The organism is Photobacterium sp. 2_MG-2023 (assembly GCF_030547675.1).
Taxonomy (GTDB): Bacteria; Pseudomonadota; Gammaproteobacteria; order Enterobacterales; family Vibrionaceae; genus Photobacterium; species Photobacterium arenosum.
On the sequence record NZ_JAUOQQ010000012.1, the window covers coordinates 120,517 to 135,190 of the forward strand.

The 14,674-nt window shown below is 53.9% G+C and carries 7 protein-coding genes and 10 tRNA genes; 5 read left to right on the top strand and 12 right to left on the bottom strand.

The genetic code is table 11. From position 1 onward, the window contains the following. Positions 1-233: 233 nt before the first annotated feature. The 3 genes from Q4491_RS11780 to Q4491_RS11790 all read right to left on the bottom strand — a co-directional run bounded on the left by Q4491_RS11780 (position 234) and on the right by Q4491_RS11790 (position 666). Positions 234-309: transfer RNA gene (locus Q4491_RS11780), tRNA-Thr, on the bottom strand. Positions 310-465: 156 nt separating this feature from the next. Continuing rightward, positions 466-541, bottom strand: a tRNA-Asn gene (locus Q4491_RS11785). Between the two features lie 49 nt (positions 542-590). Further along, positions 591-666: transfer RNA gene (locus Q4491_RS11790), tRNA-Phe, on the bottom strand. A 417-nt stretch (positions 667-1,083) separates the two neighbouring features. Between Q4491_RS11790 and Q4491_RS11795 the strand changes: the two genes are divergently transcribed. From Q4491_RS11795 to Q4491_RS11815, 5 genes are all read left to right on the top strand, one after another. Next, the gene (locus tag Q4491_RS11795) at positions 1,084-3,144 is read left to right on the top strand and encodes a prolyl oligopeptidase family serine peptidase (protein ID WP_303457686.1); all 2,061 of its coding nucleotides are present in this window, start codon (positions 1,084-1,086) and stop codon (positions 3,142-3,144) included. 132 nt (positions 3,145-3,276) lie between these two features. After that, on the top strand, positions 3,277-5,436 hold the full coding sequence (locus Q4491_RS11800) for a TonB-dependent hemoglobin/transferrin/lactoferrin family receptor (RefSeq protein ID WP_303457689.1): 2,160 nt from the start codon (positions 3,277-3,279) through the stop codon (positions 5,434-5,436). 11 nt (positions 5,437-5,447) lie between these two features. After that, positions 5,448-7,751, top strand: a complete 2,304-nt coding sequence (locus Q4491_RS11805) for a proprotein convertase P-domain-containing protein (RefSeq protein WP_218384293.1) — start codon at positions 5,448-5,450, stop codon at positions 7,749-7,751. Between the two features lie 7 nt (positions 7,752-7,758). Next, positions 7,759-9,207: a DUF1566 domain-containing protein gene (locus tag Q4491_RS11810; protein ID WP_303457691.1), complete on the top strand. Its 1,449-nt coding sequence runs from the start codon at positions 7,759-7,761 to the stop codon at positions 9,205-9,207. 11 nt (positions 9,208-9,218) lie between these two features. Then, a complete protein-coding gene (locus tag Q4491_RS11815) occupies positions 9,219-9,782 on the top strand; it encodes a DUF1566 domain-containing protein (RefSeq protein WP_303457693.1) in 564 nt (187 codons plus the stop codon). 71 nt (positions 9,783-9,853) lie between these two features. On the opposite strand, the gene Q4491_RS11820 is transcribed toward Q4491_RS11815, so the two are convergent. From Q4491_RS11820 to Q4491_RS11860, 9 genes are all read right to left on the bottom strand, one after another. After that, positions 9,854-11,479, bottom strand: a complete 1,626-nt coding sequence (locus Q4491_RS11820; RefSeq protein ID WP_303457695.1) for a methyl-accepting chemotaxis protein — start codon at positions 11,477-11,479, stop codon at positions 9,854-9,856. Between the two features lie 275 nt (positions 11,480-11,754). After that, on the bottom strand, positions 11,755-12,921 hold the full coding sequence (locus Q4491_RS11825; protein WP_303457697.1) for a lytic polysaccharide monooxygenase: 1,167 nt from the start codon (positions 12,919-12,921) through the stop codon (positions 11,755-11,757). A 556-nt stretch (positions 12,922-13,477) separates the two neighbouring features. Beyond that, positions 13,478-13,553, bottom strand: a tRNA-Asn gene (locus tag Q4491_RS11830). 107 nt (positions 13,554-13,660) lie between these two features. Then, positions 13,661-13,736, bottom strand: a tRNA-Phe gene (locus Q4491_RS11835). A 138-nt stretch (positions 13,737-13,874) separates the two neighbouring features. After that, positions 13,875-13,950: transfer RNA gene (locus Q4491_RS11840), tRNA-Asn, on the bottom strand. Positions 13,951-14,099: 149 nt separating this feature from the next. After that, positions 14,100-14,175 (bottom strand) — tRNA-Phe (locus Q4491_RS11845). 33 nt (positions 14,176-14,208) lie between these two features. Then, positions 14,209-14,284, bottom strand: a tRNA-Thr gene (locus Q4491_RS11850). Positions 14,285-14,293: 9 nt separating this feature from the next. Then, positions 14,294-14,369: transfer RNA gene (locus Q4491_RS11855), tRNA-Asn, on the bottom strand. A 149-nt stretch (positions 14,370-14,518) separates the two neighbouring features. Further along, a tRNA-Phe gene (locus tag Q4491_RS11860) sits at positions 14,519-14,594 on the bottom strand. Positions 14,595-14,674 lie beyond the last annotated feature (80 nt).

Genomic DNA, 14,674 nt, shown 5'->3' on the forward strand with positions numbered 1-14,674 from the left:
CTTTTTCTATGCATTTACTATTTCAGGCAGGCAATGCACGGTGTGTCCTGTGCCTGTCATGTTTTGACAGTCGGGTAAGGGAGAGGTTATTCCGTGCTGTGTGAAATGTGTATCACAATAGCGTTCTGAAATCGATTATTAAGAATACCGTTAATAAAAAATGGGCTTAATGTCGTGAAAAATGTGCAAGAGGAATAGATAAAAAAAACCTCGCAATTGCGAGGTTTAAAAGATGGTGCCGACTACCGGAATCGAACTGGTGACCTACTGATTACAAGTCAGTTGCTCTACCTACTGAGCTAAGTCGGCTTTATTATTGTTAAGTTATTTTCAAATAACAAAACTGGCTCCCCCTGCTGGACTTAATGTGGCCGACTAGGTGCGGCCGGCCAGGCCAGCGACATTTAAGCACACAGTGCTTACCAGTTTGGAGGAGATACACTGCAATTAAACAATGTATTTAATTGGCTCCCCCTGCTGGACTTGAACCAGCGACATACGGATTAACAGTCCGCCGTTCTACCAACTGAACTAAGGGGGAATTGTTTCTTATCAAGATGTTGCCAAATGAACACCATAATATTTAATAATGGTGCCTCGAGGCGGAATCGAACCACCGACACGAGGATTTTCAATCCTCTGCTCTACCGACTGAGCTATCGAGGCAACGGGGCGCATTAAAAAGGTTTTGCGTTTTTCCGTCAATGGTTTTTTGAAAAAAAACGAACAAGATCCCTTTTTTTGTACGGATTGCGTGGATTTTAATCTTCCCTGCCCGCTGAATAATGAAAATCACCAGATTTATACATCGTCATGCTGGGACTCACCCGGCGATTACTATGGTTCAATTTTTATTATCCCGCGCTTTCTTCTGTTTGTTCTTCTTTATTCGGTATGTTTTTTGGTCAGCATCTTGTTGCCTAGATGATTTAGTGTGATCTGAATCACTCCCTGTCTGTTTTTATAAATACAAATGAAATTGATAATTGATCTCATTACTGTTTGTGTGCATGATGTGCGCCCTGTTTAATGGGCGGAAAATGACTTTCCCAGATGAAGTTGTAAGTAGGTTGTGGTGTCGAGATGAAAAGTTGCTTGGTGGGTATCACTTTGTGCGGTATAGCGAGCCTGCTTTCGGCTTGGCCGGTATTCGCTGTTGATGTGAAGGCGAGCTCCGAACCGGCCCCGTCTTACGGCTGGCTGCGGGATGATTCCCGTCAATCGGCACAGGTACTGGCTTTTCTGCGGGACCAAAATCAGCAGACAGAGCGGGCATTACAGCAACAGGCCTCGGTGGAACAGTCATTGCTGGATGAGTGGCAGGCCCGTCAGGCCAGCGTGGCCGATCGGCCATGGCAGCTTGCCGGGTCATACAATTATCGTCTCAGCACAGCGGATCAGTCCCGGTTGTTGCTGCGTCAGGATGCCCGGACAGGTGAAGTGAGCACAGCTGTTGATCTGACACCGCGCAGCCAACAGGCGGACTACTATCAGCTCGGCGGCTGGCAGGTGAGTCCGGATCACCGTTATGTGGCCGTCACTGAAGATCGCCGGGGCGATCGTAATTACCGGCTGAGCGTTATTGAGCAGTCCAGCGGGCAGACTGTTGCAACGCTTTCAGAGTACGCCGCGACGGATCTTGTGTGGAGTGCTGACAGCCAGAGCCTGTATTTCGTCGAAAATGAAGGTGGGACTTACCGTCCGTATCAAGTGGTGCGCTGGTCGCTGCCGCAGGCACACAAAGAGATGCTGTTTCGCGAGCACAATCCGGCGTGGCTGGTATCTGTCTATGCAGCGACAGATGATCAGTATGTGATCATTCAGTCGAATAACCATGACAGCAGTGAACAGATGCTGGTGGACAGTAACAGCGGCAAGCGTCTGGCTACACTGCGGCCTCGCGAATCTGGTATCGAATATTATGCCGATGTGCGCCACGCCTCCCTGTTTCTGGCCAGCAACCGTGACGGTGACCTTCGTCTTTTTCGCGCAGCATTGAACGAGGGTGATGCCACGAACTGGCAGCCATTCTGGCAGCCGGCAGCCAACCAGCACATCAAGAACTGGTTGCTGTTTCCCGAACACATAGTGCTGGAAGTAACCGAGAAGAGTACCAGTCGGGTGATCGTCCTTGATTATCAGGGCCAGAGCCTGTTTGACACCATCATCACTCCGGCTGGCGGTGTGGCCTGGCTGTCTGGTAACAGCAACCGCTATGGCCGCTCTGTGATGATCCGCAGCATGTCGCTGACCCAGCCACCGCGGTGGCTGGCGCTGGATCTTACCCGAATGCGCATTGCGACTCTGACGGAAGATCGTTATCGCGGTATAGATGCGGCCGCGTATCAGACTGAACAGATTCAGGTGCGTCACGGCGGCGTTTCCGTTCCTGTGACACTGGCTTACCGTACTGACCGGATCAATGAAAAATCCCCGGTTTTTCTTTATGGCTACGGTGCTTATGGCACTCCGGTGCGTCCTTATTTCATGCCACAAATCATCAGCCTGCTGGATCGCGGAGTGATATATGCGATCGCCCATGTCAGAGGCGGTGGGTATCTTGGCCCGCAATGGTATGCGCAGGGCAAAGGGCACAGTAAACCCCACAGCTTCGACGATTATCTGGCCGTGGCGCAAGTGATCAAAGCCTACCGCCAGGGTCGCGACAGGCCCATTCTGGCTTTGGGCGGCAGTGCAGGCGGTACCCTGATCGCCGGTGCGCTGAACCGGCAGCCGGAATTGTTTGCCGGTGCCGTACTGCAGGTTCCTTTTGTTGATGTGATAGCCACCATGTCGGATCCAAGCCTGCCGCTGACCCGGCAGGAGTATGCCGAATGGGGCGACCCCCGTGATCCGGCGCAGCTGGCGGTGATGAAAACATACAGCCCGAATGACAACATTTCGCCGCAGGCTTACCCGCCCATGCTGGTGACCGCCGGACTGTACGACACTCAGGTGCCTTACTGGGAACCTGCCCGCTGGGTGATGGCAATCCGCGACAACAGCCTCAGCCAGGGCCCTTATCTGCTGCAGACCGACCTGTCAGGCGGTCATCGCCAGGATGCCCGGCAGGCGATGCGGCAGCAGGCCAGAGAGTATGCCTTCCTGCTGCATCTGGCACCCACAGCAACACAGTCACCTTAAACCGTTTTGCTATTACAGCCTGTCTGGCTTCGCTGGAAGCCGGACAGGCTGCTATTACCTGATAAAAACTTAACCGTTCATTTTAATAACAAATTTTCATAACAATTTTTTATAACAACCGGAGTGTGCAACATGCAGTTGAAGCCTGTCCCCCTGGCTTTGTGTGCCCTGTCCAGTAGCGCAGGCCTGATGAGTTTTCACAGCCTGGCTGTCCAGCAGGCGGAAGCCGAAAAAATGACGACTGTGGTAGTCACGGCGACCCGCATCGAGCAGCCGCTGTCTGAAACCAATGGCTCAGTGGCGGTGATCACCAGCGAGGATATTGCACGTGAGGGATCGACCGAGCTGTATGACGTACTGTCTCATGAACCCGGTGTCAGTGTCAGCGGTGGTGCCGGACGTCCGCAAACCATCACGATCCGTGGTATGAGCGGCAACCGGATTGCGGTGATCAAAGACGGCGTCAAAGTTGCGGACGGCTATGGGGCCAGCGATCTGAACGATGTGGCCGGCCATAATAGTTTTGATCTGGGCGATGTTAAGCAGATTGAAGTGGTCAAAGGGGCGGACTCGTCGCTGTACGGCTCCGGTGCCATTGGCGGCGTGGTGGTGCTGACCTCGAAAACAGCGAGTGATTATCTGGGCAGCGAAGATCACTATGCCGGTCTGGAAGGCGGTTATTCGGGGATCAGTGATAAGTACACTTCGACACTGGCCACGGCGGCACGGCTGGGCGACACGGCGCATCTGGTGCGGGTCAGTTACTGGCAGGGCAGTGAGAGCAAAAACCATGATCAGTCGCTCTATCTCAGGAATATTGACGGCTTCAATGCGGCTCTGACCAGTGAATGGTTTTTGAATGACAGCTGGACGCTCAAGGGCAAGGCAGATTATTACCAGCAGCAGGTGAGGCGGGAGCAGGGAATACCCCCGACTCAGCCGGACGGCGGCGGCTGGCAAGCCAGCTCGTTTCTGGAAGAAGGGGAGACGAGCACCTTGTCTGTCCGCGCAGGGGCTGAATGGGAAGGGGAAGCCCTGCTGGCCGAGCAGGCCGATATCAATCTGTACTACCGCCAGACAGACACCTTGAGCGATAAAGATATTGCGATGCAGCGGACACAGGAAGGGCTGGTGTTCAAACGGCGTCAGTCTGAAAGCCGTGCATTTAATGATCATCTGATCGGCTTGTCAGCCGATTTGCAGCAGCGGGCTGTTCATGGCGAGGTTGAACACGCCATCGCCTGGGGGATGGAGCTGGAATCTATGTTGCATGAGCGTCCGGTCAGCAAGCGTATTGCCGACTGGAGCGGGGACACGCAGCAAGACTCTGCGCCTTTTGCCTCGGCCCGAACCCACAATCTGGGGGTGTATCTGCATGATGATATTCGCTGGGGTAAATGGAACCTGGCGCCGGGCCTGCGTTTTGATTATCAGCAAATGTCGTCTGAGGTGGAGGAAACCATTGGCGGTTATCCACTGCATGATCTGAGCAGCGGTGAGCTGTCACCCAGTCTGTCGCTGGCCTACCAATGGACGCCAGCCCTGAATTCCTACCTGAGTTACAGCCATGGTTTTCTCGCGCCCTCCTATGCCAAGGCCTACGGTTTTGTCCCGCACTTGTCGAGCGATCTGGGCAATTTTGTGATCCGGCCGAATGCCGATCTGGAGGCGGAAACCAGTGACAACCTGGAACTGGGAGCCAAATACGATGACGGCCAGCTCGCTGTGTACGGCGCGGTGTTCTATTCGGTGTTCGACAATTTTATCAGCGAAAAAACCATTGGCTGGAACGAAGCCGCTAAGTACGCCGAAGTGCAGTATCAGAATCTGGATGGCGTGAAAACCTACGGTGCCGAGATGAGCGTCAGCTACTGGTTCAGCGAGCGCCTGAACCTTGTCAGCAAGCTGGGCATCGTTGACGGCGAGGATGAGCACGGCGAGCCGATCCGCACCCTGACGCCGCTGGAAGGCAACAGCATGCTGCTGTATCTGCAGGACAACTGGCAGAGCTTCGTACGGGTCAATTATGCCGGTGCGATGGACAAAGTACCTAGCTGTCAGGATGAGCTGGGGATCAGCCAGCGCTGTGCCACCACGTCAGGCTGGATGACGCTTGATGCCGGCGCGGGATTTAATCTGACCCAGGATTTCCGGCTCAATGCCTCGGTGCATAACCTGTTCGATCATCAGTACACCCGGTATCAGGACGTGGCGGGTGTGAGCGAAGCCCAAACCACCTTTTCAACTGAGCCGGGCCGCTATTTCAGCGTCAACGCCAAGTACAGCTTTTAAGGAAAGCCGCAATGAGACGATATTTTCTGACGACGGCCGCGCTGCTCTGCAGCCAGGCTCAGGCTCAGCATCTGCTCTATCCGATTGATACTGTTGCGATTCATGACAGTGATGCGGCGCTGGCGTATGTGCAGTCTCGCTATCTGCACACAGAGTCGCTGGCGCTGCGTTACACCCGCCAGAGCCTGCTGGGCAGCCATTACAATTTTGTTCAGCAAGACGCTCTGGGCCGGCCCTGTGAAGGTGCGATTGTGGTGACTACAGATCAGCACGGCCAGTTGTACCGTGTTTTCAACACCCTGCTGGATGAAACGGCAAACTGCGCTCTGAATCAGCCGCTGCCACCCCGGCCGCACACCTTGCTGACGCCGCCGGAGGGCGAGAGGGTTCAGACGGCCATGACAGTGTTTGATCCGGATCCGCGCACCGCAACGGGGCGGGCGCTTGAAGCCGGCCATGCCAATGTCGATGAGGTTGTGATTCCGGCAGAAGCCTATCAAAGCGTCACAGGTGTCGAGGTGACCCGCAAGGATGGTCAGCTGTATCTGGCCAACGACAGGGTGATGGCGGTCGATATTACCGACATCACAGATCTGGCGCTCGGGCCGCAGCAGGGGCTGGTGTCGGTGGCTGATAGCGAAGGTTTTGCTTTTACTCGCCAGGACGCGGCGTTTCGGGATGTTAATGCGTTTTACCACCTGGATCATTCGCTGCAGTACCTCGAAAGCCTGGGTTTTCGCGGTGAGTTGGCCGTGTTTCACGCCCCGCTGAAAATCGATGCGCAGGGCCAGAGTACCAATAACTCCACTTACCTGACAGATGCCGGGATCCTGGCGATGGGAGTTGGTGGTGTCCCGGACAGTGAGGATGCTGACGTGGTGCTGCATGAATTCGGGCATGCCATTAACTATCAACTGGTTCCGGACTGGAAAGGCGGAGACAGCGAAGCCATAGGTGAAGGTTTTGGCGATTACTGGGCCGGAGCTTACAGCTTCTGGGGGCAGCGGGATCGCAGCGAACGCTTTGAGCTGGATGTGTTTGCCAACTGGGACGGCGCGGTCGGTGCGCTGAAATCGCGGCGCTCGCTCAATGATCAGGAAGCGCGCTATTACCCTGAAATGGAATACCGGGCGCATGTTTCTGTGTTCGGCACCCTGGGCGATCAGCTGTGGTCGACGCCTTTGTTTCAGACTCTGAAACAGGCCGAAGCCGTCTATGGCGAAGCGGCGTTTGATGAATTCAACCGCGTGGTGCTCGAAGGGATGGCCGGGATGGGCTTTGGCATGAAGATGAACGATCTGGCCCGTTCCACTGTTGACGCAGCGCAGCGCCTCTATCCGCAGAAAAACTATGCCAGCTGGCTGGCAGGCAGATTCAGGCATCATGGCATTTTGCGCGATGCCGTGGTGCTGGATCAGGCCGCTTCGGCGCTGGCGGTGACAGACAATAATCAGACTCAGCTGTCTGTTGCTCTGGTTAACGCCAGCGAGCAGACACTGGCGGCGTTTCGTGCCGAACTGGCGATACCTGCACTGAACTGGCATCAGGTAGTTGCTGCTGATCACCTGGCTGCCGGTGCGATCAGCCGGGTCAATGAGCCGATCCGTATCCCGCAGGCGCTGCAGTGCGGGGAAAGCATTGCGCTGACGGCGGACATCAGTGTCACCGCCGATCCGGCACAACAAACGCAAAGCAGCCAGCAGCAGCTGAGTTTCAGCTATGGCGTGCCTGTCTTGTCGCAACCCCTGCAGCAACTGAATCAGGCGCTGCCGGATGCCCGTCAGATCAACGGAGGCGGTAAGATCCTGCTGGGAGAAGCGCTGTTCGCGCTCAGCGTGCCTGAAGACGCCGCCAGTGTCTCTCATGATTTCGGTATTCAGCTGTCTGTTTCTCATACCCGTTTTTCCGATCTGAAGGTGGTGATCCGTACGCCTTCAGGCCGGAGTTTTTCTCTGCTGGACTACCAGGCTTATCCGCTGACGGACAAAAGCTACACCTTCACTCTCAGTAATACGCCGGCACTGGCGCAGTTGCAGGGCGAACCTATGGCGGGTAACTGGGTGCTGGAAGTGACTGACAGAGTCACGGGACAGAGCGGCCAGCTCAGATCCTGGGGAATCGGGGCAGTAACTGGGTTTGACTGCGGTGAAACCGACAGCGCAGCGAAACCGGAGGATAAACCAACCGCAGACAACACAACGCAGCCTGACAAGCCAAGTGCGTCCGGTGGTGGCTCGCTTGGGCTGTTTAGTCTGTTGTTTGGTGCTGTGATGGCGTTGCTGAGACGCCGTCAATCGAATGTCGAAAATAAGTGAGAGTCAGATGAAATCTTTACAACTAGCAGCATTGCCGGTTGCGCTGACCATGGCCCTGAGCGGATGTAATGGCTCAGGTTCTGGCAGCAGCAAGGCCGATGATCAGGGTTTGCCGCTTTATGACGTCAGCGGGCGCGCATCGTCGTCAAATCTTGGCCTGCCGATGACGGTGTGTGCCGATATCAACCGCGACTGGGCGTGCGGATCCGATGAACCTTCGGTCAGCTCCAATCAGTATAACTTCACCCTGACCAGCGCTGATATCCGGGTGAAAACTTCCCCTTTGCTGGTTCAGACCGGTCCGGCGGTCTCGGCCCGCTCCTCGGTATCGTCACCTCTGAGTCTGGCGGCACCGGCAGCCCGTGAGAATGCTTTCACCCTGATCAATGGAGTGACTACGCTGGTCATGGGTGAAATGCTGGCTGGCGCCAGTCTGGATGCCGCCGTTGCAGCGGTCAGCAATAAGCTCAAAGCTCTGGGGATAACCCCGCCGACGGATCTGCTGGCCAGCAGTGATGTTGTGGCTCTGGCTGAGCTGGACACTCAGCTGGTGGCGCTGTTCGGGCAACTGGGTGCCGGCAGTGACGACTATGCTGCCGCGGTTGCCGGGGCAGCCAAAGGCCTGGTGACTTACGGCCCGGATCTGCTGGCCGGCACGCTGAGTGCCAGCCAGATCCAGGAAATAGTGGCGCTGGGCCGGATGTCCGGCAAAGCGCTCAATGATACCGGCATGGTGCAGCACCTCAATCTGTCGAGCGGGCAAATGTCCGATCAGCCTGACAGCGGTACACCGGGTCAGGATGCCAGCTTCGGCCTGGATGTGACTGACGGCGGTTTTAAATTCACCAAGCTGGACGAGAAGGGGCAGCCGCTGCCGCCAGACAGTGCCCGCTGGCACTGTGTCAAAGATGAGCGAACCGGGCTGATCTGGGAAGTCAAAGCCGATGACAAAACCTCGTTCCGTGACAAGCATCGTGTGTTTGCACTGGAAACCGAGACGATTACTCCCCATGCCAATGAAATTGCACTGGCTTCGTGCAGCGCAGATCATCTGGCAGCCTGTACCACGCAGGCGTACAGCGAGAAACTGAATACCTCCGGCTACTGCGGCCAAACCAGCTGGCGGTTGCCGACCATGAATGAGCAGTATGATCTGCTGGATTTCGGTGAAACGGCGACGGATGCGGCAGGCAACACCTATGGTCTGAAGGTGCGGTTCTTCAACGATCAGACTATCGGCAGCGACGATCTGCCCTATGGTTTCTACTGGTCTTCGACTCTGCTGCGGACTGATCCGGGTTACACCGCCGGCAAAGCGATTACTTACCTGACTCAGATGAGCGGTGCTGACGGTGGAACAGGACTGGGTGAGTTAACGGCATATCAGGCACTCTGTGTGCCGGGTGAAGAGTGTCTGTCACCGAATGTGATGGCCGTTCGTATGGTCGCAGAATAAGGAATCAAACCATGTTGAAAAAAATTGTTGGTGCGCTGTTGTGTACTCTGTGCTCCGCCAATGCGATGGCAGCATTTCAGTCCTGCTATCAGGATATCCCGGGCAGTGCGCCGGATATCCGCTTTAAAGAGAATGGCACTGGCACAGTGACGGATTTGCAGACCAATCTGGTTTGGCGCCGCTGCCTGCTGGGGACCCGCTGGGATCAGCAAACGCAAACCTGTGAGGGCACACCGGAAGCCTACAGCTGGAAGAAAGCTTTGTTCCAGATTGATCTTAATGAGAAAGGCGCTGTGATTGATGGCGTGTCAGGCTGGCGGATGCCCAACATCAAAGAGCTGGCCAGTCTGCGCGAAGTGGCCTGTCTGGCTCCTGCGGTGAATCTGAAGGCGTTTCCGGGACTGATCCGTACTGAAGATGAGCTGTGGGCCATGACTGCGACTGTCTGGTCGTCGACACCCCATGCGCAAAGCCAGACCATACTGACCTTTGGTATCAGCGATGGCACTGTGGTGCATTACGGCTATCAGGATTTTGAGTTCGGGGTCTTGCTGGTGAGTGATAACGCGCAGTAATTCACTCTGTGATGTCGCAAAACATCCAAACCCCACTGTAGGTGGGGTTCGGTGTGTTCAGGGCTGGCGGGTCAGGATTTTAAACTAAACTTCTGTGTCCACTGCTCCAGTTCCTGATACAGACTGGTGAGCGAGCGGGTACTGCTATGGCTTTGATTAACCACGTCAGACAGCTGGTTGCCGTTTTCTTCAATCATATTGATGCGCGCTGAGATATCGTCACTAACCTGCGTCTGCTCGGCGGCTGCGGCGGCAATCTGGTGACTCATTTCGGTAATGCTTTCCAGGGCTGCGACTATCTGGTTCAGTGCATCTGAGGCTTCCTGGGATTGCAGCACCGTGGACTGGCTGGTCTCGGCACAGGTTTCCATGGTTTGAATGGCATTGCGCGAGCCGCTTTGCAGGCGGCTGATCATTTGCTGAATTTCCTTGGTGCTGTTTTGCGTGCGACCGGCCAGATTTCGAACTTCATCGGCCACGACCGCAAAACCGCGTCCCTGCTCTCCGGCTCTGGCCGCTTCGATGGCGGCATTCAAGGCCAGCAGGTTTGTCTGCTCAGCGATATCACCGATGACCTCCAGCACTCTGGCGATACTGTTCACTTCGGTATCCAGATGAGAAACGGCCTGGCTGGCGATGCCTAATTGATCGGCCAGTCCCTGAATATTATCGACAGTAGAGAGGATCAGGTTCTGAGTGACCTGGCTTTGCTGATCGGCACGCTCGGTATTGCTGGCTGTTTCGCTGGCCGACTCGGCGACATTATTCGCTGAAGAGGCCATTTCCGTCATCGCGGTGGCTATCATGACGGTAGACTGCTGCTGGCTGTCTGTCAGGCCGGTAATAATACCGGAACGCGACGAAACCTGATCTATTTCGCTGTGCAGTGCCGACATGGATTGCTTCAGATTATTGATTAATTCCGCCAGAGACAGGCTCATGGTCTGGACGGCATAGTAGATGCTGCCCGGCTCTGCCCGGTGTGCAAAATGCGTGGTGATCTTGCCATCGGCTACGGCCTGGACTGCGGCTTGCACATCGTCGGGTTCGCCGCCCAGCAGGTTAATAATGCGTTTACTGGCAAAAATCAAGACGCTGAGAATGGTTATCGTGATGAACAGACATAAGATGAGCTTCCAGCTAGCGGCTGACCAGAAACGCTGATTGACTTCGTTGAAGCCGATGCCGGTACCTACATACCAGCCCCAGTATGGCGTCTGGCGGGCGATAGATAATTTTTCTTCAATGCTGCCGTCGGGTTGTTTCTGGGTCCAGGTATAATGAGCGAGCTTGCCCCCGCTTGTTGCCACAGCCTGCTTGAGAATGTTACCGACACTGTTACCTTTGCCGTCTTTGAAGTCATGGAAGCTGGTGCCGTGCAGCTGAGGATCCAGCGGCGCAGCAATAAACATCAGCTTGCTGTCAGCCACGTAGACATATTCATTGTCTTTATAGATATTTTTTTGCAACAGGCGGGTCGCCAGTGCTTTGGCCTGAGGCTCATCGAGAATGCCTTCCTTAGACATCTTCTCAATTTCAGTCAGGATATTGTAAGTGCTGTTAAATAACTGCGTGACTCTGGATTCATTATCCTGATTGCTGGCCATTCGCAGCGTCCACAGGCCAGTTATCATAATAAATAACAATGCGAACAGTATGATGCCGGATAGCCAATATGTTTGTGTCCTGAGTTTCATTCCCTGGTCTCTTGGTAATGCATAAGAGGCCTCCTGACATGTGGTGAGGAGGAGTTATTTTTCATCGTGAAAAAATAGTAATTCAGGTTGCCAGGCGTTCAGAGAAGGAAAGTGGCAAAACATGATCTGGCTTAAGAGGAAAAGTTTTCGCTATTTACCTTTTGAATGAATTATGGTTACTGATTGATATAACAATAGCGGGAGAGCCTGTGCCGGCGGGTATCGCAGAGCAGGAAATGGGTGGTATTGTATAGTGCATACCACCCATACTCCGGTTAGTTTAGCTGCCAGACATCGGACTGACCGGGCTGGTCTCCTTTTGTCCACCATTTAGCCGTGTAGAGCAGGCCCTGATAGATGACTTTGTCGCCAGCTACATAGGCTTTGGTTGCGATCCAGTCAGGGGCGGCCGGTATCACTTTTATATCAAGCTGGTAGGTGTGTTCCTGATTGTTCAGGAAAACCTGGTTACCAAAGAGATCCTGAGTATCAAAAGTAATGGCACCGTTAGTGTCTTGTTTGCCAACCTGCACCGTTTGCGGATAAGCCTGATTGATTGTGGTAGCCAGAGTTTCTGCCCACACAGCCTGAGACTGGTTGGCGGTAGTAATGGCTAACTGCTCTGATACGGTTTCCTGGCCATTGTGGTCAAAAATACGGAACCAGGCTGACTCTCCGGGCTGTGCAGTGTCTGTTGCTTTGACATAAGCGCCCGCGCTTGTCCAGTTACCCGGTTGTCCGGTGCCTGTACCTGCAAAGCGGATATCACTACAGTTATAGAAACCTTCACCTGCCGGGTCTGCGCGCTGCCAGCGTGTGAACAGTACCGCATCTCCGGTACGATCAGTCGGCAGGGTGATCGTCATCTGGTAATACTTCAGGCCATTAATTGTAGTGGTCGGTATATTACCCACTTCTGCCACCAGATCCAGATCCGCCCAGGCGAGAGATTGCGCCGCGCTGTCAAAACCAGGCTTGCTCAGATAGAACTTCCAGAAGCTGGGGCTGTGCGGTGTTTCAGCACGGTAAAGCAGTGTCAGCTGGCCATTGTCAGTGAGATCCACCAGGGTTTTCTGCCAGTAAGGGGAAGGGAGATCGATGCCGGACTTTTTGTTATCGGCACCTGAACACAGTGAGCCATCTGGAATGGCTTGTTCGACAGCAGCCTGATTATTGTAATCTGACACCAGCCGGGCAAACTCAGGCTTTTGGATAAAAGGATACCAGCCTGATTGTAAAAAGGCGGCGCGGCAGGCGGCGTTTGGAATTGTTGAACCGTCTGTTGTATCCCAGTAGCCACCGTCACGATCGCAGATTTCCTGCCTGGCCGGTGGATAGTCCATGTATCCATGCGCGTGAGCTGTGGCTGACAGTGAGCTGATCACCGAAGTGATACCAAGGCACAGCAGCCCTTTCCTCCATGAAGCGTATTGAACTAACATTTTCTCTCCTTAAAACAAGTCGAAAAGTGCGTAATTGCATCTAAGGGTTTGGACGAAGAGTACTCAACAGGCAATTCATGGAATGTAAATAAGGGAAGTGACTCAAAAGCTTGTATAATAATTTGCATCGCGTATTAAATACTTGGGACTAAAAGCTGGTTTCTTACACGCTGCGGCTGCTTTGACTCATTGATAGAGACCATAACAGTCATTCAGTTGGGTAAATGAAAAGCGGGCAGGGAGGTTATACAGCGCGTCCGGGCGGCTTAGTGATAGATGTATCTGCTGGTGTTAACGTGGCCGACCAGATGCGCATGGACAGGCCAGCGACAATGAATGCGCAGCATTCAGTATGTCAGTTCACAGAAGGCTAAAGGAGGAATGATTTTGTCTGTAGTGTTCACAGTGACAGATAAAGAAAAACCCCGGTCTTTCGACCAGGGCTTCTAAAGTGACTCCCCTGCTGGACTTAACGTGGCCGGCCAGGCCAGCGACATTGAGCACAAAGTGCTTACCAGTTTGGAGGACATACACTGCCGTTAGCAATGTATTTAATTGGCTCCCCCTGCTGGACTTGAACCAGCGACATACGGATTAACAGTCCGCCGTTCTACCGACTGAACTAAGGGGGAATTGTATGGTGCCTCGAGGCGGAATCTACCGCGCCCGGCCAGGGACCGACACATTTTCGCAAAGCGAAAACATAATCTTACAGGCATTACCCAAGCACTTTTTAATATGGTGCCTCGAGGCGGAATCGAACCACCGACACGAGGATTTTCAATCCTCTGCTCTACCGACTGAGCTATCGAGGCAGAACAAAGATGATTAATCTTCGCTTTGCTGTTTGGCTCCCCCTGCTGGACTTAACGTGGCCGGCCAGGCCAGCGACATTGAGCACAAAGTGCTTACCAGTTTGGAGGACATACACTGCCGTTAGCAATGTATTTAATTGGCTCCCCCTGCTGGACTTGAACCAGCGACATACGGATTAACAGTCCGCCGTTCTACCGACTGAACTAAGGGGGAATTGTCTTGTTTTATAGTGTCAACAAAACACCATAATAAAATATGGTGCCTCGAGGCGGAATCTACCGCGCCCGGCCAGGGACCGACACGTTGCCGCATCGCGACAAACAGATATCGTTACTGCTTAGTAGCACCATAATTTTTAAAAATGGTGCCTCGAGGCGGAATCGAACCACCGACACGAGGATTTTCAATCCTCTGCTCTACCGACTGAGCTATCGAGGCAGGGTAAAGCATTACTGCTTTACTCTAAATAAATGGTGCCGACTACCGGAATCGAACTGGTGACCTACTGATTACAAGTCAGTTGCTCTACCTACTGAGCTAAGTCGGCACACGAATTTGGCTCCCCCTGCTGGACTTGAACCAGCGACATACGGATTAACAGTCCGCCGTTCTACCGACTGAACTAAGGGGGAATTGTCCTGCATTATGACGTTACCAGAACACCATAAAGAATAATGGTGCCTCGAGGCGGAATCTACCGCGCCCGGCCAGGGACCGACACGTTGTCGCATCGCGACAAACAGATATCGTTGCTGCTTAGTAGCACCATAATTTTTAATAATGGTGCCTCGAGGCGGAATCGAACCACCGACACGAGGATTTTCAATCCTCTGCTCTACCGACTGAGCTATCGAGGCAACGGAGCGCTATTAAACGGGTTTTGGCCCTCATCGTCAATACCTTTTTCCATAAAAAAGTGCGAATGTCGATTGCTTGC